This window comes from Cryobacterium arcticum, assembly GCF_001679725.1.
Taxonomy (GTDB): Bacteria; Actinomycetota; Actinomycetes; order Actinomycetales; family Microbacteriaceae; genus Cryobacterium; species Cryobacterium arcticum_A.
On sequence record NZ_CP016282.1, the window covers coordinates 2,007,112 to 2,028,566 of the forward strand.

The 21,455-nt window shown below is 67.5% G+C and carries 23 protein-coding genes; 9 read left to right on the forward strand and 14 right to left on the reverse strand.

Annotation, left to right across the window (positions count from 1 at the left end; translation table 11 throughout):
• Positions 1-33: 33 nt before the first annotated feature.
• Positions 34-888 (forward strand): Sir2 family NAD-dependent protein deacetylase, encoded by an 855-nt coding sequence (locus PA27867_RS08960; protein ID WP_066595427.1) that lies wholly within the window; start codon positions 34-36, stop codon positions 886-888.
• Positions 885-1,451: a histidine phosphatase family protein gene (locus tag PA27867_RS08965; RefSeq protein WP_066595429.1), complete on the forward strand. Its 567-nt coding sequence runs from the start codon at positions 885-887 to the stop codon at positions 1,449-1,451. Before PA27867_RS08960 ends, PA27867_RS08965 begins: the two co-directional genes overlap by 4 nt.
• A 28-nt stretch (positions 1,452-1,479) precedes the next feature.
• Here PA27867_RS08965 and PA27867_RS08970 read toward each other — a convergent pair whose 3' ends face one another.
• Positions 1,480-2,565, reverse strand: coding sequence for a glycosyltransferase family 4 protein (locus PA27867_RS08970; RefSeq protein WP_066599504.1), 1,086 nt, complete (start codon positions 2,563-2,565; stop codon positions 1,480-1,482).
• A 20-nt stretch (positions 2,566-2,585) separates the two neighbouring features.
• A complete protein-coding gene (locus PA27867_RS08975) occupies positions 2,586-3,488 on the reverse strand; it encodes an alpha/beta fold hydrolase (RefSeq protein ID WP_066595431.1) in 903 nt (300 codons plus the stop codon).
• A gap of 113 nt (positions 3,489-3,601) precedes the next feature.
• Here PA27867_RS08975 and treS point away from each other — a divergent pair, with 113 nt between their 5' ends.
• Entirely contained in the window at positions 3,602-5,299 is a 1,698-nt protein-coding gene (gene treS, locus PA27867_RS08980; protein ID WP_066595441.1) for a maltose alpha-D-glucosyltransferase, read from the forward strand.
• 103 nt (positions 5,300-5,402) lie between these two features.
• Here the strand turns inward: treS and PA27867_RS08985 are convergent, their stop codons facing one another.
• From PA27867_RS08985 to glgA, 3 genes are all read right to left on the reverse strand, one after another.
• Positions 5,403-5,654: a type B 50S ribosomal protein L31 gene (locus tag PA27867_RS08985; RefSeq protein ID WP_066595443.1), complete on the reverse strand. Its 252-nt coding sequence runs from the start codon at positions 5,652-5,654 to the stop codon at positions 5,403-5,405.
• A gap of 134 nt (positions 5,655-5,788) precedes the next feature.
• Complete coding sequence (locus PA27867_RS08990) at positions 5,789-6,571, reverse strand: ABC transporter ATP-binding protein (protein WP_066595445.1); 783 nt, start codon at positions 6,569-6,571, stop codon at positions 5,789-5,791.
• A 40-nt stretch (positions 6,572-6,611) separates the two neighbouring features.
• Entirely contained in the window at positions 6,612-7,793 is a 1,182-nt protein-coding gene (glgA, locus tag PA27867_RS08995; RefSeq protein ID WP_066595447.1) for a glycogen synthase, read from the reverse strand.
• Positions 7,794-7,874: 81 nt separating this feature from the next.
• Here glgA and glgC point away from each other — a divergent pair, with 81 nt between their 5' ends.
• Together glgC and serB are read left to right on the forward strand one after the other, a co-directional pair.
• Entirely contained in the window at positions 7,875-9,119 is a 1,245-nt protein-coding gene (glgC, locus tag PA27867_RS09000) for a glucose-1-phosphate adenylyltransferase (RefSeq protein WP_066595453.1), read from the forward strand.
• Entirely contained in the window at positions 9,116-9,763 is a 648-nt protein-coding gene (gene serB / locus PA27867_RS09005; RefSeq protein ID WP_066595454.1) for a phosphoserine phosphatase SerB, read from the forward strand. Before glgC ends, serB begins: the two co-directional genes overlap by 4 nt.
• A 92-nt stretch (positions 9,764-9,855) precedes the next feature.
• On the opposite strand, the gene fabG is transcribed toward serB, so the two are convergent.
• On the reverse strand, positions 9,856-10,566 hold the full coding sequence (gene fabG, locus PA27867_RS09010; protein ID WP_066595455.1) for a 3-oxoacyl-ACP reductase FabG: 711 nt from the start codon (positions 10,564-10,566) through the stop codon (positions 9,856-9,858).
• Positions 10,567-10,712: 146 nt separating this feature from the next.
• On the opposite strand from fabG, the gene PA27867_RS09015 reads away from it, so the two are divergent.
• Genes PA27867_RS09015 through PA27867_RS09025 form a run of 3 tightly spaced genes read left to right on the forward strand, consistent with a single transcriptional unit; the run spans position 10,713 to position 12,174 of the window.
• Positions 10,713-11,069: a DUF3099 domain-containing protein gene (locus tag PA27867_RS09015; protein WP_236900890.1), complete on the forward strand. Its 357-nt coding sequence runs from the start codon at positions 10,713-10,715 to the stop codon at positions 11,067-11,069.
• A complete protein-coding gene (locus tag PA27867_RS09020; RefSeq protein WP_066595457.1) occupies positions 11,066-11,335 on the forward strand; it encodes a hypothetical protein in 270 nt (89 codons plus the stop codon). Before PA27867_RS09015 ends, PA27867_RS09020 begins: the two co-directional genes overlap by 4 nt.
• The gene (locus tag PA27867_RS09025; RefSeq protein ID WP_066595459.1) at positions 11,332-12,174 is read left to right on the forward strand and encodes an SURF1 family protein; all 843 of its coding nucleotides are present in this window, start codon (positions 11,332-11,334) and stop codon (positions 12,172-12,174) included. Before PA27867_RS09020 ends, PA27867_RS09025 begins: the two co-directional genes overlap by 4 nt.
• 72 nt (positions 12,175-12,246) lie before the next feature.
• On the opposite strand, the gene PA27867_RS09030 is transcribed toward PA27867_RS09025, so the two are convergent.
• From PA27867_RS09030 to sufB, 7 genes are all read right to left on the reverse strand, one after another.
• Complete coding sequence (locus tag PA27867_RS09030; protein ID WP_066595461.1) at positions 12,247-13,845, reverse strand: ABC-F family ATP-binding cassette domain-containing protein; 1,599 nt, start codon at positions 13,843-13,845, stop codon at positions 12,247-12,249.
• Positions 13,846-13,964: 119 nt separating this feature from the next.
• The gene (locus PA27867_RS09035; protein WP_066595463.1) at positions 13,965-14,612 is read right to left on the reverse strand and encodes a TetR/AcrR family transcriptional regulator; all 648 of its coding nucleotides are present in this window, start codon (positions 14,610-14,612) and stop codon (positions 13,965-13,967) included.
• 131 nt (positions 14,613-14,743) lie between these two features.
• On the reverse strand, positions 14,744-15,073 hold the full coding sequence (locus tag PA27867_RS09040; protein WP_066595469.1) for a metal-sulfur cluster assembly factor: 330 nt from the start codon (positions 15,071-15,073) through the stop codon (positions 14,744-14,746).
• 4 nt (positions 15,074-15,077) lie between these two features.
• Complete coding sequence (gene sufC, locus PA27867_RS09045; RefSeq protein WP_066595471.1) at positions 15,078-15,842, reverse strand: Fe-S cluster assembly ATPase SufC; 765 nt, start codon at positions 15,840-15,842, stop codon at positions 15,078-15,080.
• An 85-nt stretch (positions 15,843-15,927) separates the two neighbouring features.
• The gene (locus PA27867_RS09050; RefSeq protein ID WP_066595473.1) at positions 15,928-16,254 is read right to left on the reverse strand and encodes a non-heme iron oxygenase ferredoxin subunit; all 327 of its coding nucleotides are present in this window, start codon (positions 16,252-16,254) and stop codon (positions 15,928-15,930) included.
• A 2-nt stretch (positions 16,255-16,256) separates the two neighbouring features.
• Entirely contained in the window at positions 16,257-17,480 is a 1,224-nt protein-coding gene (gene sufD / locus PA27867_RS09055) for a Fe-S cluster assembly protein SufD (protein ID WP_084020916.1), read from the reverse strand.
• Positions 17,481-18,899, reverse strand: a complete 1,419-nt coding sequence (gene sufB, locus PA27867_RS09060; RefSeq protein ID WP_066595475.1) for a Fe-S cluster assembly protein SufB — start codon at positions 18,897-18,899, stop codon at positions 17,481-17,483. It lies immediately after the preceding gene.
• Positions 18,900-19,184: 285 nt separating this feature from the next.
• On the opposite strand from sufB, the gene PA27867_RS09065 reads away from it, so the two are divergent.
• The gene (locus tag PA27867_RS09065) at positions 19,185-20,126 is read left to right on the forward strand and encodes a COX15/CtaA family protein (RefSeq protein WP_066595477.1); all 942 of its coding nucleotides are present in this window, start codon (positions 19,185-19,187) and stop codon (positions 20,124-20,126) included.
• Between the two features lie 312 nt (positions 20,127-20,438).
• Here PA27867_RS09065 and PA27867_RS09070 read toward each other — a convergent pair whose 3' ends face one another.
• A complete protein-coding gene (locus tag PA27867_RS09070) occupies positions 20,439-21,368 on the reverse strand; it encodes a heme o synthase (protein ID WP_066595479.1) in 930 nt (309 codons plus the stop codon).
• Positions 21,369-21,455 lie beyond the last annotated feature (87 nt).

Sequence of the window (21,455 nt, forward strand, 5' to 3'; positions counted from 1 at the left end):
CCGGTGGCGACGACGTGATGAGGATGGAGCACGATGACGGCCGAGACTGTCCTGACGACACCGGCGGTAGCCGGGAAAGACCTCGACGCGATTGCCGCGATCCTGCGCGGTCGCCGCACCGCCGTCCTGACCGGCGCCGGCGTGAGCACGGACTCGGGCATCCCGGACTACCGGGGTGCGGGCGCACCCGTGCGGGTGCCGATGACCTTCCAGACCTTCCTGGCCGACGAGCGGGCCCGCAAACGGTACTGGGCCGGCAGCCACCTCGGCTGGCACCGCTTCCGGGCGGCCGAGCCGAACCTCGGCCACCGCTCCCTCGTGGCCCTGGAGGACGCCGGACTCGTCAGCGGGGTCGTCACCCAGAACGTCGACGGCCTGCACACCAGGGCCGGGTCCCGGCACGTCGTGGACCTGCACGGCTCCATGGACCTGGTGGTCTGCCTCTCCTGCGGACAGGCCTTCGGCCGGGACAGCATCGCCGCCCGGCTCGAGGCACACAACCCGGTTCTCGCCGACCCCGACCAGGTGGAGATCGCCCCGGACGGCGACGCGATCGTGGTCGACATCGACGACTTCGTCGTTCCGGACTGTTCGGTGTGCGGCGGCCTGCTCAAGCCCAATGTGGTCTTCTTCGGCGAGCTCGTTCCGACGGGCAAGTTCACGGCCGCGTCGGCGCTGGTGCGGGCGGCGGATGCCCTGATCATCGCCGGTTCGTCGCTGGCGGTGAACTCCGGGATCCGGTTGCTCGAACTGGCCAGGCGCCGCAAGCTGCCCATTGTGGTGATCAACCGCGGTGTGACCAAGGGCGACGGCCGTGCGCAGATCAAGCTGGAGGCGGGCACGTCGGAGACCTTCGCGGGACTGGTGACCAGGCTGATCGAGTCATGACCAGGCTCGCGATCGTGCGGCACGGCCAGACCGACTGGAACCTGCAGACCCGCATCCAGGGCAGCACCGACATCCCGCTGAACTCCACGGGCCGCGCGCAGGCCGCGGAGACCGGCCTGCGGCTCAGCACCGCACGGTGGGATGCCATCGTCACCAGTCCGCTGCTCCGGGCGCACGAGACCGCCCGGATCATCGCCGGTGAGCTGGACCACGCCGCCCCCGTGGTCGTCCCCGAGCTGACCGAACGCCACCACGGGGAGATCGAGGGGCTCACGTTCGCCGAGCGCCAGCACCGGTTCCCGGACGGTTCCCGGGTGCCAGGGTTGGAGAGCCGGCAGGCCGTGCTGGACCGTGTGCTGCCCGCTCTTGAACGCGTCGCCCTGGCCTACGCCGGCCAGGAGGTGATCGTGGTCTGCCACGGCGGGGTCATCGGAACGCTGGTGCGCTACGCGACCAACGGGGAACGCCCGGCGGCCGGTGAGCTGATCCCGAACGGGTCGGTGCACGATTTCCGTTGGCAGGACGGCCGGCTGGTGCTCGAACGCTTCGTGTCGGTGCGCTGACTCCTGCCGCCGGGTGCGGCGGGCCCGCTCAGTCGCGCCGGTTCGCCGCCCTGGTGCCCTGCAGTACCCGGAGGAGACGCTCGGCCGAGCCGGCCCAGGTGAAGCGTGCGGCCTGCAGGACCGAGAGCCCTGATCGACGGGCCCACTCCCCCGGCTGCTCGAGGGCGAGCACCGCCGCCGCAACGGCGTCGGGGTCGCGTGGGGCCACGTAGCTCGCCGCGTCGCCGCCGATCTCCCGGAAAATGGGGATGTCGCTGACCACGACGGGGATGCCGAGGCCCATGGCCTCCACCAGCGGGATGCCGAACCCTTCGTCGAGGGAGGCGCTCACCAGCGCGGTCGCGCCGGCCAGCAACGCCACGTACTCGTCGTCGCTGACCCCGTTGTGGAACACCAGGGTCGCCTGCGGGGCGAGGGCGCTGAGGCGGGCCCGTTCGTCGTCGCTCACCCGGCTGAGCAGGTGCAGCTCGTAGCCGGGCAGGGCCGCCGCGGCGCGCACCAGGGTGTCCACGTTCTTGTACGGCATGAACGAACCCATGTAGATCAGCCGCTTCGCGGCGGGTTCGGTCCGGGCCGCCAGGCCGTCGGGGTGCGTCACGGCATCCGCCGCATTGGGTACAACAGAAACGGGCCGCCGGGTGAGGCGGTGCCTGGCGATCAGCTCCCCGGTGGTCTCCGACACCGTCACCACGCCGTCCGACCGGTTCAGGAGCAGGCGTTGCGGCGTCCAGGACAGGTGGTACAGCCGCCAGAGCAGGCGGATGGCGGCGGAGAACTCCCGCGGAGGTGTGCGGTTGCGGTAGTAGATCAGGTCGTGCACCGTGAGCACCAGACGGTACCGGCGGCCCCACGATCCCATGGTCTGCATGGGGCTGAACACGATGTCGGGCTTCAGCCGGTTCACGGTCAGGGCGACGAGGGGCTCGAGCGCGCTCGTGGGCGAACGCACGAGCTGCCAGGGCAGGTCGGGCAGCAGGGCCAGCTGACGGTGGTCGCTGATCAGCATGGTGACCGGGTGCAGGCGGCCGAGTTCGGTGACCAGGCCCGCCGTGTAGCGGCTGATGCCGTCGTGCCGGTCGGTCCGCGTGTAGCGGCAGTCGAAGACGATGCGCAGGGAACGCTCGGGTGCGGCGGTCATGCCGGCGTCACCGCCAGGAAACGGCGCAGCGCGCGCGCGGCGGCCTCCGGGACCTCGTAGTGGATGAGGTGGCCCACGCCAGGCAGCACCTCGAGCTGCGCGTCGGCGAACTGGGTGACCAGCCGCTCCTGGGCGGCCACGGGGGTGATGTCATCCTTGTCGGCAGCGATCAGCAGCGTGCGGGTGGGGATGGCGGACGCGTATTCGCTGACATCGTGGCTCACCGACGCCCGGAACGCCTCGAGCACCACGGTGCGGTCGGCGAAGGCGGAGAAGTAGCGGTCGTGCTGATTGTGGATCCAGCGTCGCCGTTGGCGGTTGCGGGTCTTGGCCATGGTGATGCTCATCACCCGCACGATCACCCGGTTCCGCAGCAGGCCGAAGCCGAGGCGCTCGGGCAACTTGGCGGCCAGCCAGTAGTAGAAGACGGCGAGCCGGGTCAGGATGCCGCGCGGCCCGGAGAGTGCCGGTGCGGCGATCGGGTTCACCAGGACCAGGTCCTGGGCGGGCAGGCCTGCCGGAGCGGCCGCGGCGGCCGCGACGACGATCGATCCGAACGAGTGACCGAGCACCACGAGCCGGCCGGGGACCGCCAGGACGCGCAGGAACTCCGCCAGCCAGGCGGCGTAGCTCTCGATCGTGTGCGGCAGGGCCGCGAAGGCCGAGGATTCGCCGAAACCGGGCAGGTCGGGTGAGACGATCCGCAGGCCGTTCAGCTGCGCGACCACGGCTTCGAGGCCGTGGTGGTCTCCCCGGAAGCCGTGCACCAAGACGACCGTCGTCGGGGATTCGGGGTCGCCGTACTCCCAGTACCGGGTGTCGCTGCCGAGCACCGTGACGGTGGCGGCGCGGGCGTCCATCTGGCTGAGCAGGTCGGCGAAAGGCGAGGGAACGATCATCCGTCCCAGTTTAGGGCGGCGACGTGCACGAGGCTGGACAGAACCCGTGCCGATCGACTTAGACTCGGTCACATCTGCACCATCCACAGCCGCCGCTGACCGGAAGGAACGCCGTGAGCTTCACCGCACCGATCCAACTCCCCGGGTTGACCCTGGATCCGCGCTGGTACCGGCGCGCGGTGTTCTACGAGGTCATGGTCCGCTCCTTCGTGGACAGCAACGCGGACGGCGCCGGCGATCTGTCCGGGCTCATCTCGAAGCTGGACTACCTGCAGTGGCTGGGCATCGACGCGCTGTGGATCCCGCCGTTCTTCACGTCACCGTTGCGGGACGGCGGCTACGACGTGGCCGACTACCGATCGATCCTGCCCGAATTCGGCACGCTCGACGAGTTCAAGGAACTGGTGACGAAGGCCCACGAGCGCAATATGCGCATCGTGATCGACCTGCCGTTGAACCACACCTCCGACCAGCACCAGTGGTTCCAACAGTCGCGGAAGGAACCCGACGGTCCGTTCGGCGATTTCTACGTGTGGAACGACACCGATGACAGATACCCCGACATCCGCATCATCTTCACCGACACCGAGGAGTCGAACTGGGCGTTCGATTCCGTTCGGCGGCAGTTCTACTTCCACCGGTTCTTCTCGCATCAGCCCGACCTCAACTACGAGAACCCGGCGGTGCACGAGGCGATCCTGGACGTCATGCGGTTCTGGCTGGAGATGGGGGTGGACGGATTCAGGCTGGACGCGATCCCCTACCTCTACGAGTCCGACGAGGGCAATGGGGAGGGCGAACCGCCCACGCACGAGTTCATCAAACGGTTGCGCTCCCTGATCGACCGCGAGTATCCGGGACGCATCCTGCTCGCCGAGGCCAACCAGTGGCCGCGTGAGGTCGCCGCCTTCTTCGGCACCGAAGAGGAACCGGAATGCCACATGGCGTTCGATTTTCCGGTGATGCCCCGCATCTTCTATTCGCTGCGCTCCCAGCGGGCCGGCGAGCTGACCCGCGTGCTCTCGGAGACCACGGACATCCCGGAGGGCGCCGGGTGGGCGGTGTTCCTGCGCAACCACGACGAGCTCACCCTGGAGATGGTCAGCGAGGAGTACCGGCAGGCCATGTACGGCTGGTACGCCTACGATCCCCGGATGCGGGCGAATATCGGTATCCGGCGCCGGCTCGCACCGCTCCTGGACAACTCGCGGTCCGAACTCGAGTTGGCCCACGCGCTGCTGTTCTCGCTGCCGGGCAGCCCGTTCCTCTACTACGGCGACGAGATCGGCATGGGCGACAACATCTGGCTGCCCGACCGGGACAGTTCGCGCACGCCCATGCAGTGGACCCCGGACCGCAACGGCGGCTTCTCCTCCGCTGATCCGGGGAAGCTGTACCTGCCGGTCGTGCAGTCGCTGGTGTACAACTACGCGCAGACGAACGTGGAATCCCACCTCGCCCAATCCGGGTCTCTCCTGCACTGGATCCGGAACGTGATCTATGTGCGCAAGGGTCACCCCACGTTCGGGCTCGGCACGATGCGGGTGCTGGCAACCGACCACGAGTCGATTCTGGCTTTCGTGCGCGAGTATGCCGGCTCGGGGTCGAGCTTCGGCGACCAGCCGGAGACCCTGCTGTGCGTGTTCAGCTTCGCGCACAACCCGGTGGCATTCCGGATCGAGGCGCCCGATCTGGCGGGCACACGGCTGTACGACATCTTCGGCGGGGCGGTGTTCCCCTCGTTCGATGAGAACGGCGTGCTCACGCTGACCCTCGGCGCGCAGAGCTTCTACTGGCTGCACTGCGGGTGACGGCCGTCACGCGCGCTAGACCACGCGCGCTGACCGCACGCGTTAAACAACACAGGGCGACCAGCCGAAGCCGGTCGCCCTGAAGCGTGTTGGAAGGGTCGGACTACTTGCCGAAGCCCTTGTACCGCGAGTTGAACTTCTCGACGCGTCCAGCGGAGTCCATGATGCGCTGCTTGCCCGTGTAGAACGGGTGCGACTCGGAGGAGATTTCCACGTCGATGACCGGGTACGTGGTGCCGTCTTCCCACTCGATGGTCTTCGAGCTGGAGACCGTCGAACGGGTAAGGAACGTCGCACCCGACGCGAGGTCGCGGAAGACCACGGGAGCGTATGTGGGGTGAATGTCAGACTTCATGGAGACTTCCTTGTTGCGTGTCGATGGGTGGGTTCTGGCTCGCCGGTTGCGGCAGAAAAGTATTCCGGTCTTAAGGACCAGCTATGGAGTTTAGCAGAATCTGAGGGCCTCGGGTGGCCGACGCCCTGGAGGGCTCAGATTGCCCGGGCGGAGAAGCGTCCGTCGGTCTCGGTCAGCTCGATGGGCAGGCCGAACGCGCGGGTCAGGGTGTCCGAGGTGAGGGACTCCGCCAGCGGGCCGGCGCTGACGACGCTGCCGCCGGACAACAGCAGCACGTGGGTGAATCCGCGCGGGATCTCTTCCACGTGGTGGGTGACCATGATGATGGCCGGGGAGTTCGGTTCGCTCGCGAAGCCGCTCAGCAGGCGGAGCAGTTCTTCCCGGGCGCCGAGGTCGAGGCTCGCGGCGGGTTCGTCGAGAAGCAGGATCTCGGGGTCGGTCATGATCGACCGGGCGATCTGCACGCGCTTCTGTTCGCCGTCGCTCAGGCTGCCGAACTTGCGGTCGGCCAGGTGGTCGAGTTTCCATTCGGTGAGCACCCGCTGTGCGCGGCGCTCGTCGATCTCTTCGTACTCCTCGTTCCAGCGGCCGGTGACCGAGTAGGCCGCCGTCATGACGACGTTGAGCACGGTCTCGTTGGCCGGCACCCGGCGGGCCATGGCGGTGGAGGCGAAGCCGATCCGCGGACGCAGCTCGAACAGGTCGCTGCCGCCGATGGGCTCCTCGAGCACCTCGGCGGTACCGGAGGACGGGTGCATGAGCGCGGCGGCGATCTGCAGTGTCGTGGTCTTCCCTGCACCGTTCGGTCCGAGGATGACCCAGCGCTGATCGCTGTCTACACTCCAATCCACTGAGTCGAGGATGGTTGTGCCACCCCGGACGACGGAGACTCCGGTGAAGTGAAGAACGTTGACCATGCACCCATGTTATCGGGCGGCGCTGGGCCCCTCGGTCACGCTAGAGCAGTGCGGCGTAAATCTCCCGCGTGCTCGCGGCGATCTGGCCCCAGCTGAACATCTCCTCGGCCCGGACCCGGCCGGCGCGGCCCATCCGGGCGGCCAGATCGGGGTCGGCGAGCACCTCGGTGAGTGTGCGGGCCAGATCGGCGACGAAGACCGCGGGGTCGGTCGGGGTGCCCGTCCCGTCGCTGAGCTGGTCGATGGGGACCAGCCGGCCGGTGACGCCATCCGCAACGACCTCGGGGATGCCGCCGGTGGCGGTGCCTACCACGGGCAGGCCGCACGCCATGGCTTCGAGGTTGACGATGCCGAGAGGCTCGTAGACCGAGGGGCAGACGAAGACCGTGCCGGCCGTGAGCACGGCGGAGAGCTCGTGCTGCGGCAGCAGCCGGTCGATCCAGACGACACCGGATCGTTCTTTTTGCAGGTCTTCGACCAGGCCGGTGACCTCGGCGAGAATGCCGGGCGTGTCAGGGGCGCCGGCGCAGAGCACCAGCTGCACCTCAGGCGGGAGCATCGCGGCTGCGCGCAGGAGGTACGGGAGGCCCTTCTGCCGGGTGATCCGGCCGACGAACACCACCGACGGCCGGTCGGGGTCGATGCCGAGCGCGCGCACCACGTCCGCGTCGGTCGTGGGCTTCCACCGGTCGAGGTCGATGCCGTTGTACACCACGTGCACACGGGACTCGTCCAGGGCGGGATAGCTGCGCAGGATGTCGGCGCGCATGCCTCCGCTCACGGCGATGACGGCGTCGGCGGCTTCGAAGGCGGTCTTCTCGATCCAGCTCGACACGCGGTAGCCGCCGCCCAGCTGCTCGGCCTTCCACGGGCGCAACGGCTCGAGGCTGTGTGCGGTGACCACGTGGGGCACCCCGTGCAGCAGCTTGGCGATGTGCCCGGCCCCGTTGGCGTACCAGGTGTGGGAGTGCACCACATCGGCGCCCTGCACGTCCTGGGCCATCTGCAGGTCGACGCCGAGGGTGGTGAGTGTCGCATTGGCCTCGGCCAGTTCGGCGGGCACGCCGTACGCGAACGTGTCGGCCTCCGTCCGGGGGGCGCCGAAGCACCGCACCGTGACATCGATATCGGAGCGGAGGGCCTTCACTAGCTCGGCGACGTGAACGCCGGCCCCTCCATAGATCTCGGGCGGGTATTCCTTGGTGAGCAGATCGACGCGCATGCAGTAAAACTAGCGCAGGGCGATGGGCGGACACACCCCCGCACGCTGGTCGGAAGCACCGGATGGCCCTAATCTAAAGTTATGAAGGCCCAGAAGATCTTTGGAATCGTTCTCGCAGGCGGCGAGGGAAAACGGCTGATGCCGTTGACCGAAGACCGCGCCAAACCAGCGGTGCCGTTTGGAGGGCATTACCGGTTGATCGACTTCGCATTGTCGAATCTGATCAACTCCGGTGTCACCCAGATCGTCGTCCTGACCCAGTACAAGTCCCACAGCCTCGACCGTCACGTGTCCCAGACCTGGCACGTGTCCGGCGGGCTGTTCAACTCCTACATCGCCTCCGTGCCCGCGCAGCAGCGGCTCGGCAAGCGCTGGTTCAGCGGGTCGGCGGATGCCATCCTGCAGAGCCTCAACCTCATCCACGATGAGAAGCCCGACATCGTCGTCGTGGTCGGTGCCGACCACGTCTACCGCATGGACTTCAGCCAGATGATCCAGGCGCACATCGATTCCGGTGCGCAGGCCACCGTGGCGGCCATCCGGCAGCCCATCGGACTGGCGGACCAGTTCGGCGTCATCGAAGTGGATGCCGCAACGCCGGACCGGATCAGCGACTTCCGGGAGAAGCCCAAGGACGCCATCGGCCTGGCCGACGCGCCGCACGAGGTGTTCGCGTCGATGGGCAACTACGTCTTCAACGCCGACGCGCTGATCGAGGCCGTTCGCCGTGACGGCGAACGCACCGACTCCAGCCACGACATGGGCGGCGACATCGTCCCCGACTTCGTCTCCCGCGGCGAAGCCGGCGTTTACGACCTGCAGCGCAACGAGGTGCCGGGGTCCACCGACCGCGACCGGTACTACTGGCGCGATGTGGGAACCATCGACTCGTTCTTCGAGGCTCACCAGGACCTGATCAGCGCCCTGCCGGTGTTCAACCTGTACAACCAGAGCTGGCCGATCTTCAGCCAGCAGCTGAACTCGCCGCCGGCTAAGTTCGTGCGTGACGCCAAGGGTTCGCTGGGCACCGTGATCGATTCGATCGTCTCGCTCGGGTGCGTGATTTCCGGTGCCCACCTCGAGCGCAGTGTCGTCGGCCCCTGGGCCGTCATCGACTCTGGCGCCCACGTGGTCGACTCGATCGTCTTCGACCGGGTGCAGATCCGGCCGGGCGCCGTGGTGCACCGCGCCATCCTCGACAAGGACGTCATCGTCGCGGAGGGCGCCAACATCGGCGTCGACCGTGACCGTGACCTCGCCCGGGGTTTCAGTGTCACCGAGTCCGGGATCACCGTGGTCGGCAAGGGCGTGCACGTACACCCGTGAACGCCCCAGCTAGGTTCCTCGTCGTCCTGGATGCCGACTCCACCCTGATCGAGAACGAGGTCATCGAGCTCCTCGCTGAGGCGGCCGGTTCCCTCGCCCTCGTGGCCGAGGTGACCGATCGCGCCATGCGCGGCGAACTCGATTTCGCGGAGAGCCTCCGGCAACGGGTCGCCACCCTGGCCGGGTTGTCCACCGACGTCTTCGCCCAGGTGGGCGCCCTGATTCGTCCTACCGCCGGCGTGCACGACCTCATCACTGGTCTGCACGCCGGCGGCAGCCGGATCGGCGTCGTCTCCGGCGGCTTCCACGAGCTCCTCGACCCGCTGGCCGCCAGCCTGGGCCTCGATCACTGGCGGGCCAACCGGCTCGAGGTCGAGGACGGCCACCTCACCGGCAGGCTGTCCGGACCGATCATCGACGCGTCGGCGAAAGCGGCCGCCCTGACCGAATGGGCGGCGGTGGACGGCGTTGACCTCTGCTCCACTGTGGCGGTGGGTGACGGGGCCAACGACCTCACCATGATGCGCATTGCCGGTCTCGGAGTGGCGTTCAATGCCAAGCCCATCGTGCGCCGCTCGGCCGACCTGGTGATCGGCACAACCGACCTCAGCCAGGTACTGCCCCTCCTGGGCCTGCGCGGCTGACCCCGGGCGCGTGCGGCGAACGCACAGAAGAACCGAAGAAGCCCGGCGGGACCACTGGTCCGGCCGGGCTTCCGTCTGTGCGGTGGGGCTGCCTAGTGGCCCATTCCCAGTCCGCCGTCGACGGGGATGACAGCGCCCGAGATGTAGGACGCGTCGTCGCCCGCGATCCAGGTGACCACCCGTGCGACCTCGGCCGGGGAGGCGAAGCGTCCGGCCGGGATGTTCCGCTTGTACTCGGCCTGCTGCGCGTCGGGGAGCTGGGCGGTCATGTCGGTTTCGATGAAGCCGGGAGCGACGACGTTCGCCGTGATGCCCCGGGCGCCGAGTTCGCGGGTGACCGAACGGGCCAGGCCCACGAGTCCGCTCTTCGAGGAGGAGTAGTTGACCTGGCCGGCCGAACCGTAGAGGCCGACAACGCTGGAGATCAGGACGATGCGGCCGAAGCGGGCCTTGAGCATGCCCTTGGAGGCCCGCTTGACCACGCGGAAGGCTCCGCTGAGGTTCGTGTCGATGACGGAGGTGAAGTCCTCTTCGCTCATTCGCATCAGAAGAGTGTCCTTGGTGATGCCGGCGTTGGCCACGACGATCTCGACGGGCCCGTAGGCGGCTTCGATCTCGGTGAACGCCGCATCGATCGAGGCGTAGTCGGTGACGTCGGCACGCACGGTGAGGCTGCCGGCGGGGCCCTCACCGGAGCGGGCCGTGATGGCGACCCGGTGCCCCTGGGCGATGAATTCCTCGGCGATGGCGTAGCCGATCCCGCGGTTGCCTCCCGTTACCAGAACTGTTCGAGCGGTCGCCATGGCGGGGTCCTTTCGGTGAGCATGCCCGCATTCAGCGCGGGCACAGATTCATTCAGCTTAGAGCGTTCCGGGATGTGACCCACGGGGCGGGCAGGGGACGTAGGCTTGTTTCAGAGCGTGGACAGGCGTATTTGGATCCCTGAGCGATGGGCACGATGAAGCAGCAGCAGTCGATCACGACGCTCCCCCCGTCACCGGACGAGGAGCGGCGCAGCCGCATGATCAAGTACACGGTCACCATGGGCATCCGCATGGTGTGCATCGTGTTGATGCTCTTTGTGCACGGATGGTGGCTGCTCGTGTGCGCCCTCGGCGCCATCCTGCTGCCGTACTTCGCCGTCATCGCCGCGAACGTGCACGGTGAGCAACGGACGACACCGGTCCTGCGGCCGGGCGCCATCGTGCTCTCCCGTGCGGAGGCGCCGGACGACAGGGCGGCACGGCCTGACACCGTCACGCCCGACGAGACCGCTCCAGCGGCCGGTGGCGAGGACGCCCGGTGATCGGGTTCGGTGCCGCCCCCGAGACCACCAACTGCTCGCGAGCGGGATGCCGGGAACTGGCGTCCTGGCGCCTGGACTGGCGGAATCCGCGTATCCACGCCGAGGACCGGGTGAAGACCTGGCTGGCCTGTGACGAGCACGTCGACTTCCTCCGGGACTTCCTGTCCACCCGCGACTTCCCGCTACGCGTGAGCCCCCTGGAGGCCACTGAGCGCACCGGGACTGAGCGTACCGGGACTGGGCTGACCGGGACGGAGCTCACATGAGCGGCTGGCGTTTCCTGATCTCCCGGCAGTGGGCCGGCTACCTGGCCCTCACCATCGTGTTCGCCGTCATCTGCTCCGGCCTGGGGGTGTGGCAGCTCGCCCGCCGCGCCGAGGCTCAGGCCGAGATCAGCCGGGTGGAGACGAACTTCGACGCAGAGGCCGTGCCGGTCACCGAGGCCCTTCCGAACCTCGATTCCTTCGAGGAGTCGCAGAAGTGGCTGCCGGTCGAACTCACGGGAACCTACCTCAGGGACGAGGAGATCCTGGTGCGCAACCGCCCGTTGAACATCAACCCCGGTTTCGAGGTGCTCACTCCCCTGCTCTTGAGCGACGGCGATGTGTTCATCGTGAACCGCGGCTGGGTTCCCACCGGTGAAGACCAGAACGCACCGGACTCCGTTCCGGCCGCTCCCACCGGGGAGGTCACCGTGATCGCCCGGCTCAAGCAGGGCGAACCGTCACTGGCCGGGCGCAGTGCCACCGGCAACCAGATCGCCACGATCAACCTGACCGAGATCGCCGAACGGCTCGGCACCGACACCTACACCGGCGCCTACGGCCTGATGAAGTCAGAGGACCCGGCGACAGCCGAGCGTCCGACGGCCGTGACCCGGCCGGTCCGCGACGAGGGACCGCACCTGTCGTACGCGTTCCAGTGGTTCGTGTTCGCCCTGATGGGCTTCATCGGCCTGGGCTGGGCGGCCCGCCAGGAGTACCGCAACATCAACGCTGAGGACCCCGACGAGCGCGTCAGGGCCGCGGACCGGGCCCGCCGCCAAGCGGCCAAACCGCGCAGCGACGCCGACATCGAGGACGAGCTGGTCGACCAGCACTCCTGACCGGCACCGGCCGGCGTGAAACGCCGGCACGCACCGGCCGGGCGTACCGGCAGGGCGTACCGGCCGGTACGGCTAGGCCAGCGTGATGAGGTCCAGGTAGTCCTTGTTCCAGTGGTCCTCGGTGCCGTCGGGCATGATGAGCACCCGCTCGGGGTTGAGCGCCTCGACGGCGCCCTCATCGTGGCTGACCAGGACCACGGCGCCGGTGAAGTGAGCCAGGGCGTCGAGGATCTCTTCACGGCTGGCCGGGTCGAGGTTGTTGGTCGGTTCGTCGAGCAGCAGTACGTTGGCTCCGGAGACCACGATCATGGCCAGGGCCAGACGGGTCTTCTCGCCGCCGGAGAGGACCCCGGCGGGCTTGTGCGAGTCGTCGCCGGTGAACAGGAATGAACCGAGGACCCGGCGGGCCTCCATCTCGGTGATGTTCGGCGAGGAGGAGATCATGTTCTGCAGCACGCTGCGCTTCACGTCGATCGTCTCGTGCTCCTGGGCGAAGTAGCCGATCCGCAGGCCGTGACCGGCCACGATCTCGCCGGTGTCCGGCTTGTCGACGCCGGCCAGCATCCGCAGCAGGGTGGTCTTACCGGCACCGTTGAGTCCCAGGATGACGACCTTGGAGCCGCGGTCGATGGCGAGATCGACGGCGGCGAAGATCTCGAGCGAGCCGTAGCTCTTGGACAGGTCGCTGGCCATCAGCGGGGTGCGGCCGCACGGAGCGGGCTCGGGGAAGCGCAGCTTGGCGACCCGGTCGACGACACGCACGGCGTCCAGGCCGGACAGGAGCTTCTCGGCACGCGCGACCATCTGGTGCGCGGCAGCGGCCTTGCTGGCCTTGGCGCCGAATTTGGCGGCCTGCAGCTGCAGGGTCGACGCCTTCTTCTCCGCGTTCGCGCGTTCCTTCTTGCGACGGTCGGCGTCGGCGACGCGCTGACGCTGGTAGTTCTTCCAGTTCATGTTGTAGATGTCGATGACCATCCGGTTGGCATCCAGGTAGAACACCCGGTTGACCGTGTCGCCGACCAGCTCGATGTCGTGGCTGATGATGATGCAACCGCCGCGGTAGTTCTTCACGAACTCGCGCAGCCACACGACCGAATCGGCGTCGAGGTGGTTGGTGGGCTCGTCGAGGATCATGGTCTCGGCGGCGGAGAACAGGATGCGGGCCAGCTCGATGCGGCGACGCTGACCACCGGAGAGGGTGCGCAGGGGCTGGTCGAGGATCCGGTCGGGCAGGTTCAGGTTGCTCGCGATCGACGCGGCCTCGGCCTCGGCGGCGTATCCGCCCAGCGCGTTGAACTCGTCGGTGAGGGTGCCGTAGCGTTTCATGGCTCGTTCGCTGATCTTGCTGTCGGAGCTGCCCATCTCGATGCCGGCCTGGGTGAGACCGAGCGAGATGGTGCCGAGGCCGCGGGCATCCAGGATGCGGGTGCGGGCCAGCATGTCCGGGTCACCGGAGCGCGGGTCCTGCGGCAGGTAGCCGATCTCGCCGGAGCTTTCGATCTTGCCCTTGGTGGGCAGCGTCTCCCTGGCCAGGGTCTTCGTCAGCGTCGTCTTGCCGGCACCGTTCCGGCCGACCAGGCCGATCTTGTCGCCGGCGGACACGCGGAAGTTGACGTCCTCCATGAGCACGCGCGCCCCAACTCGGATTTCGAGATCTTGCACACTGAGCACAGCAATAGTCCATTCGAGGGAGTCGTGGGAGGTCGGCCGAACATGGCCAATTCACCAGTATATTTGCTCGCGCGGCATTTCCGACCCGAAGTGCCGGAATGGGCCCCGCCGGGCCGGTTCTAGCGGGCTGGAAAGCGGTCCGGGGAGAGCACCCCGGCAAGGCCGGCCCCGAGCCAGTCGGCGTAGGTCTCCCTCGACCAGCCGAGGTCGACCACCAGCGTCTGGAATGCCTGGGGGTGGGCCAGAGCCCAGATCGACGCGGCAGCCTCGTGGTCGCTGAGTCCGGCGCGCAGACCGAATCGGGACCGGAGTGCCTCGACGGCCTCGCTGCACGCGTGCAGGCTCCGCGCAGCCCCTGAGCGCTCCAGTTCCCGGATCTCCGGGTCGATCCCGGCGGCCTCAGTGAGTACCCGCCGGATCGGGGCCGCGCGCTCGTTGCCGTCGGCCAGCCAGCCGGCGAGGAGCTCGAGCGCAGTCGCACCGGAGGTGGCCTCGGTGATCCGTGACACGAGCTCGGGTACCGCCCGGCCCGGGCCCGAGCGCTGGTCGGCGGCCGCGAGCACCGCGGCCAGGACCTCGGCCTTCGACCCGACGGTGTTGTAGATCGTCTGCACGGCCACGCCGCCGTGGTCGGCGATGGCGGCGATCGAGGTGCCCACATAGCCGCGTTCGCGCATGAGCGCCGCCGCGGCCTCGATGATCTCGGCGCGGGTGCCCGCGGTGTGGGCGTCACGGCGGGCCTGGCTGCGGGAACGGGGCGTATCCATCCGCTTAGAATACCGGTCCAACCGATGGATGGGGTTTACATCGGGCCGGGCTGGCTGTTAACGCAGACCGCGCCGGCTGCGGATGCGTGTGCATCCGGAGCCGGCGCGCGCCGGTCGTTCAGAGCGGTCGGTCAGATGGAGAAGCCCAGGGCCCGCATCATGTCGCGACCGTCGTCGGTGATCTTCTCCGGGCCCCACGGCGGCATCCAGACCCAGTTGATCCTGAACTGCTCGACAACGCCGTCCAGCGCCTCGGCGGTCTGCTCTTCGAGGACGTCGGTGAGGGGGCAGCCGGCACTGGTCAGCGTCATGTGGATGATGAGAGCATCGTTCTCGTCGTCCCAGCCGAGGTCGTAGATGAGGCCGAGGTCGACGACGTTGATGCCGAGCTCGGGGTCCATGACGTCCTTGAGCGCCTCTTCGATCTCGTCGAAGCGCGCCGGAGTGAGTGTCGAAACCATGGTTCTAGCCTACGGGCGTCTCGGCGAGGAAGCGATCGTAGCCTTCGTCTTCCAGACGGTCGGCGAGTTCGGGTCCACCCTGCTCGGCGATGCGGCCGTCGACGAACACGTGCACGAAGTCCGGCTTGATGTAGCGGAGGATTCGCGTGTAGTGCGTGATCAGGAGCAGGCCGAGTCCGGTGTTCTCCTTGGCACGGTTGACACCCTCCGAGACGATCTTCAGGGCGTCGACGTCGAGACCGGAGTCGGTCTCGTCGAGCACGGCGAACTTCGGCTTGAGCAGTTCGAGCTGCAGGATCTCGTTGCGCTTCTTCTCGCCGCCGGAGAAGCCCTCGTTGACGTTGCGCTCGGCGAAGCTCTTGTCCATGCGCAGCTTGGTCATGGACTCGCGAACGTCCTTGATCCAGGTGCGGATGGGCGGTGCCTCACCCTCGATGGCGGTCTTGGCGGTGCGGAGGAAGTTGGTGACCGTGACGCCGGGGATCTCTACCGGGTACTGCATGGCCAGGAAGAGGCCGGCGCGCGCGCGCTCGTCGACGGTCATGGTGAGCACCTCGGCACCGTCGAGAAGGATGGAGCCGCTGTCGACGTGATACTTCGGGTGGCCGGCGATGGTGTACGCCAGGGTGGACTTGCCGGAGCCGTTGGGGCCCATGATGGCGTGGATCTCACCCTCGTTGATGGTGAGGTCGACGCCGCGCAGGATCTGCTTGGTGCCCTGGTCGGTCTCGACGCTGACGTGCAGGTCTTTGATCTCAAGAACAGACATTATTCGGTATCTCTTTCGTTGTCCGCGATGTCGCGGGCGTTCAGTATGTGGGGCCGGCTGGTGCGTACGTGCCGAAGGCGACGCGTCAGACGGGGATGGTGACCAGAGGATCGATGAACACGTCACCGTCGATCAGGTCGACCTGGTAGACGGGGACGGGCTCGTAGGCCGGCAGCGTGAGCGGCCGGCCGGTCTTCAGGGAGAACTTGGAACCGTGCGCCCAGCATTCCAGGGTGTCTCCCTCGACGAAACCTTCCGACAGCGAGATATCGCCGTGGGTGCAGGTGTCGCCGATGGCGAAGACAGCTCCGTGGGAGTCGCGGACGACGGCGATGTTCACGCCGCCGATCTCAACCTTGATGGCCTCGTTGGGTTCGAGGTCGTCGAGCGCGCAAATCTTGGTGGACGCCATGTTCAGTTGCCTTCTGTTCCGCGGAGCTCGTCTTCGATGGCGCCTTGCAGGCGTTCTTCGAGCGGCTTCGATCCGATGTGTTGCACGATTTCGCTGAGGAATCCGCGTACGACGAGACGTCGTGCCTCGAGCTCGCCGATGCCGCGCGACTGCAGGTAGAACAGCTGCTCGTCGTCGAAGCGACCGGTGGCGCTGGCGTGGCCGGCACCGAGGATGTCGCCGGTCTCGATCTCGAGGTTCGGGATCGAGTCGGCGCGGGTTCCTTCGGTGAGGACCAGGTTGCGGTTCTGCTCGTAGCTGTCGGTCCCGGGGGCGTCGTGGCCGATGAGCACGTCACCGATCCATACGGTGCGCGCGCCGGCGCCCTGCAGGGCGCCCTTGTAGTTGACCCGGCTGCGGGTGTTGGCCGCGTTGTGGTTGACGTAGACCTGCTGCTCGAGGTGCTGGCCGGCATCGGCGAAATAGAGCCCGTACAGTTCGGTGTCGCTGCCCTGACCGGCCAGCTGCACCGACGGGTTGACCCGTACGATGCTGCCCCCGAGGGAGACGACGACGTGCTTGAGGCGGGCGTCGCGGCCGATGGTGGCGAAGTGGTTGGCGAGCTGCACGGCATCCTCGTCCCACTCCTGCAGGGTCACCACGGTGAGGTTCGCGGATTCCCCGACGATGATCTCGACGTTCTCCGAGAGCCGGGCGGTGCCGGTGTTCTGCAGGATCACGACGGCCTGGCTGAACGGCCGGGCCTCGATGACGGTGTGCGCGGCGCGCGCGGTGGAGCCAAGCCCCGAGCGGGTGATGGTGATCTCCTTGGCCTCCTCACCGCTGACGGTGATGGCGAGGGCCTTGTCGAAGCTGCTCCAGGCGTTGGCGGCGGCGCGCTCCTCCGGGGCGCCCGCGGTGCCGATGCGGGCATCCGTGCGGTCGACCCAGGACACGTCGACGTCGTCGAGCGGCGTCGAGTCGATCTCGTAGACCGCACCGTCAAGGGTGCCTGCGGTGAGGTCGGTGAACTTGGCGACGGGCGAGAGCTTCCACACCGCTTCCCGGCCGGTGACGGCAGGGAAGTCGGCGACGTCGAAGCTCTTGAACCTGGCGGACCGGGTCTGCACGGGGACGAAGCCGAAGCGTCCGTCCGAGTGCTCCTTGATGCCGTGCTGTTCGGCGGTGGGCAGGGCCTCCGACGATGATGCGGATGTGGGTGCTGTTGAAGTCGAGGCGGCGGACATTTAGCCGACGGATCCTTCCATGCCCATTTCAATGAGCTTGTTGAGTTCGAGGGCGTACTCCATCGGGAGCTCCCTGGCGATGGGTTCGATGAACCCGCGCACGATCATGGCCATGGCCTCGTCTTCGGGCATGCCGCGGCTCATCAGGTAGAAGAGCTGCTCTTCGCTGACCCGGGAGACGGTGGCCTCGTGGCCGAGCTGCACGTCGTCGACGCGGATGTCGATGGCCGGGTAGGTGTCCGAGCGCGACTGGGTGTCGACAAGGAGGGCGTCGCAGCGCACGGTGTTGGCGGAGTGGTGCGCGGTGGCGTCCACCCGCACCTCACCGCGGTACCCGGCGCGGCCGCCGCCGCGGGCGATCGACTTGGAGACGATCGAGGACTGCGTGTACGGGGCCATGTGGATCATCTTGGCGCCGGCGTCCTGGTGCTGGCCGGGGCCGGCGAACGCGACGGACAGGGTCTCGCCCTTGGCGTGCTCCCCCATCAGGTAGATCGACGGGTACTTCATGGTGACCTTGGAGCCGATGTTGCCGTCGATCCACTCCATGGTCGCGCCCTCGGCGGCCGTGGCGCGCTTGGTGACCAGGTTGTAGACGTTGTTCGACCAGTTCTGGATGGTCGTGTAGCGAACGCGGGCGTTCTTCTTCACGATGATCTCGACGACCGCGGAGTGCAGCGAGTCGGACTTGTAGATCGGGGCCGTGCAGCCCTCGATGTAGTGCACGTAGCTGCCCTCGTCGGCGATGATCAGCGTGCGCTCGAACTGGCCCATGTTCTCGGTGTTGATCCGGAAGTAGGCCTGCAGCGGGATCTCCACGTGCACGCCGGGCGGCACGTAGACGAACGAGCCGCCGGACCAGACCGAGGTGTTCAGCGCGGCGAACTTGTTGTCGCCGGAGGGGATGACACTGCCGAAGTACTCCTCGAAGAACTCCGGGTGCTCGCGGAGCGCCGTGTCGGTGTCCATGAAGATGACGCCCTGGGCTTCGAGTTCCTCGTTGATCTGGTGGTAGACCACTTCGGACTCGTACTGGGCGGCGACGCCGGAGACGAGGCGCTGACGCTCTGCCTCGGGGATACCCAGCTTCTCGTAGGTGTTCTTGATGTCGTCGGGCAGGTCTTCCCAGGTCTGGGCCTGCTTCTCCGTTGAGCGCACGAAGTACTTGATGTTGTCGAAGTCGATCTCGGAGAGATCGGCGCCCCAGGTGGGCATGGGCTTGCGCTCGAAGAGCGCCAGCGCCTTCAGACGGCGCTCCAGCATCCAGGCCGGTTCCTTCTTCAGGTTCGAGATGTCGGTGACGACCTCGGGTGAGATTCCGCGGCGAGCGGAGGCCCCAGCGGCGTCGGAATCGGACCAGCCGAATTCATAGACCCCCAGGCCCTCGAGCTCGGGTCGGTCCAGTAGAACGTCAGACATCTTTACCTCTTCTCCTACCCACATCAACCCGGATATCAGTCCGGTCATTCCCGCCAGGCGTGCGTGTCCGACCGACTGGTCGAACGTGCAGCGCCCGGTGAGGGTGAGTTGTGTGGATGGCTACGTTGCGTACCTAAGATGAACACGGGCCGGTCATGCCGCGTTGTGCGAATGCACGTGGCGGGCACTGGGCCCGTGAAACACCTAATTCTACAGGCTAGTGATGTTATTAGTAGTGCGACCCGGCGTATTCACATACGCACGCACCAGCAGGGAGCAGAACCCGTGAACCGGATAGTCCAGTGGTTGCCCACGAACGTGGACCGACGCCTCATCGTGCTCGGCTGGGTGTACCTGGCCGCACAGATCTTCCTCGTCGGCACCGGAGGGCTCGTCCGGCTCACCAGTTCGGGTCTCGGTTGCCCGACCTGGCCCAAGTGCACCGCCGATTCGCTCGTGAACACGCCCGAGATGGGCATCCACGGTGTGATCGAATTCGGCAATCGCCTGCTCGGCGTGCTGCTCGGACTGGTCGCCATCGTCGCCTTCGTGGCGGTGCTGCGGATGCGTCGCAGCCGCCCCGACCTCTTCCGCCTCACCCTGCTGGCCGGCCTGGGTATCCCGGCTCAGGCCGTGATCGGCGGCATCAGCGTGCTCACCCAGCTGAACCCCTACGTCGTGGGCCTGCACTTCGTGATCTCGGTGATCCTGGTCGGGCTCTGCACCGCCTTCCTCTACCGGCTGTACACGGTCCCCGGGCCCCGGGAGCGTGTGGTTCCGCTCTGGTTCCTCATCGTCACCCACCTCACCACCTTCGCCGTGGCCGTGACCATCGCCGTGGGTATCCTCACGACAGGCTCGGGGCCGCACGCCGGTGACGCCGATGCTCCCCGCAATGGTCTGGACTCCGAGTTCCTCCAGCACGTGCACAGCTGGCCGGCCTACGTGACCCTGGCCTTGACGCTGGTCCTGGTGGTCGGGGCCGTGTCGCTCCAGCTGCCCGTGCGCCGTTGGGTGCTCCTGCTGCTGGCCGTCGAGCTGGTGCAGACCGTCGTTGGGCTCACCCAGGCCAACCTCGGCCTGCCGGCGGTGCTCGTGGGCATCCACATGGTGCTCGCCTGCGTGCTCGCCGCTGCCATGACCGCCGTGGTCCTCAACCTCAAGCAGCCCGTCGTCGAGGCCGCTCCCCCGGCCGAGCGCACCACCACCGAGACCCTCGCGCGCTGACCCGCTGACCCGCGCCGGGGTCACCCATCCCGTTGGTCGAGCACTGAGCCGCACCGGCGTCGGGGGTCGCACCCACCTCGTTGGTCGAGCGCTGAGCCGCACCGGCGTCGGGATCGCACCCACCCCGTTGGTCGGGCGCTGAGCCGCACCGGCGTCGGGATCGCACCCACCCCGTTGGTCGAGCTTGTCGAGACCTCGTGAGTCGACACGGAAACGGGAGGGGCTCCCCCGCAGTGCCTCACCAGGTTTCGGCAGGCTCCACCATCGTCCAGGCTGCGAACGAGGCCGCGGCCGGCCGGCGACGTGAGTTCGTTAGAAGGGCAGCAGCGGGTCGACGCCGACGGCCACGAACACCAGCGTGAGGTACGCGATCGAGCCGTGGAAGACGCGCATCGGCGACACGTGCTCGTGCCGGATGGTGAGGTTGTACAGGCGGTGGGTCTCGTAGATGAACCAGGCACCGGATGCGATGGCCACGACGCTGTAGACCAGCCCCATGTCGGCGATCGGGATGAGCAGCAGCGAGCAGGCCACGGTCGCCCACGCGTAGAGGATGACCTGCAGCCCGACCTGGGCGCGGCCGCGCACCACGGCGAGCATCGGGACGCCGGCCGCCTGATAGTCGTCGCGGTACTTCATCGACAACGGCCAGTAGTGCGGCGGGGTCCACAGGAAGATGATCAGGAACAGGATGAACGGCGGCCAGGACAGGTCCCCGGTCACGGCGGCCCAGCCGATCAGCACCGGCATGCAGCCGGCAACGCCGCCCCAGACGATGTTCTGCGCCGTGCGGCGCTTGAGGATCATCGTGTAGAACACCACGTACAGCAGGATGGCGCCGAGGGACAGGAGCGCGGCCACCCAGTTCGTGAAGATCCACAGCCACGCGATGGACACGGCGCCCAGAACCCAGGCGAAGACCAGGGCCTGCCGGTCCGAGAGTTCCCCGGTGACCAGGGGGCGCCCCTGGGTGCGGTTCATCAACCGGTCGATGTCGCGGTCGAGGTAGCAGTTGAACGCGCCGGCCGATCCGGCGCTGAAGGCGCCGCCGATCAGGGTGGCCAGCACCAGCCACAGGCTGGGGATGCCGCGCTCGGCGAGGATCATCGTCGGGGCCGTGACAACAAGCAGCAATTCGACCACGCGCGGCTTCGTGAGCGACAGATAGGCGCGGAAGGTGTTGCCCGCCCGCTGGAATCGGTCAGGCCGGTTGAGGGTGGGCGTCTGTTCGGCGGTATCCATAACTCCTCGTGCGCTTCGCATATTGCCGCAATTCTAGATCATTCCGTCACCTCTCACTCCCGGCCCGCCCGTGCGAGCCTGGCGCAA

Bases quoted from the DNA above. Each gene is read 5' to 3' on its own strand.
- PA27867_RS08960 (WP_066595427.1), top strand. From the start codon at position 34: ATGACGGCCGAGACTGTCCTGACGACACCGGCGGTAGCCGGGAAAGAC.
- PA27867_RS08965 (WP_066595429.1), top strand. From the start codon at position 885: ATGACCAGGCTCGCGATCGTGCGGCACGGCCAGACCGACTGGAACCTG.
- PA27867_RS08975 (WP_066595431.1), bottom strand. From the start codon at position 3,488: ATGATCGTTCCCTCGCCTTTCGCCGACCTGCTCAGCCAGATGGACGCC.
- PA27867_RS08985 (WP_066595443.1), bottom strand. From the start codon at position 5,654: ATGAAGTCTGACATTCACCCCACATACGCTCCCGTGGTCTTCCGCGAC.
- PA27867_RS08990 (WP_066595445.1), bottom strand. From the start codon at position 6,571: ATGGTCAACGTTCTTCACTTCACCGGAGTCTCCGTCGTCCGGGGTGGC.
- glgA (WP_066595447.1), bottom strand. From the start codon at position 7,793: ATGCGCGTCGATCTGCTCACCAAGGAATACCCGCCCGAGATCTATGGA.
- glgC (WP_066595453.1), top strand. From the start codon at position 7,875: ATGAAGGCCCAGAAGATCTTTGGAATCGTTCTCGCAGGCGGCGAGGGA.
- fabG (WP_066595455.1), bottom strand. From the start codon at position 10,566: ATGGCGACCGCTCGAACAGTTCTGGTAACGGGAGGCAACCGCGGGATC.
- PA27867_RS09015 (WP_236900890.1), top strand. From the start codon at position 10,713: ATGGGCACGATGAAGCAGCAGCAGTCGATCACGACGCTCCCCCCGTCA.
- PA27867_RS09025 (WP_066595459.1), top strand. From the start codon at position 11,332: ATGAGCGGCTGGCGTTTCCTGATCTCCCGGCAGTGGGCCGGCTACCTG.
- PA27867_RS09035 (WP_066595463.1), bottom strand. From the start codon at position 14,612: ATGGATACGCCCCGTTCCCGCAGCCAGGCCCGCCGTGACGCCCACACC.
- PA27867_RS09040 (WP_066595469.1), bottom strand. From the start codon at position 15,073: ATGGTTTCGACACTCACTCCGGCGCGCTTCGACGAGATCGAAGAGGCG.
- sufC (WP_066595471.1), bottom strand. From the start codon at position 15,842: ATGTCTGTTCTTGAGATCAAAGACCTGCACGTCAGCGTCGAGACCGAC.
- PA27867_RS09050 (WP_066595473.1), bottom strand. From the start codon at position 16,254: ATGGCGTCCACCAAGATTTGCGCGCTCGACGACCTCGAACCCAACGAG.
- sufD (WP_084020916.1), bottom strand. From the start codon at position 17,480: ATGTCCGCCGCCTCGACTTCAACAGCACCCACATCCGCATCATCGTCG.
- sufB (WP_066595475.1), bottom strand. From the start codon at position 18,899: ATGTCTGACGTTCTACTGGACCGACCCGAGCTCGAGGGCCTGGGGGTC.
- PA27867_RS09070 (WP_066595479.1), bottom strand. From the start codon at position 21,368: ATGGATACCGCCGAACAGACGCCCACCCTCAACCGGCCTGACCGATTC.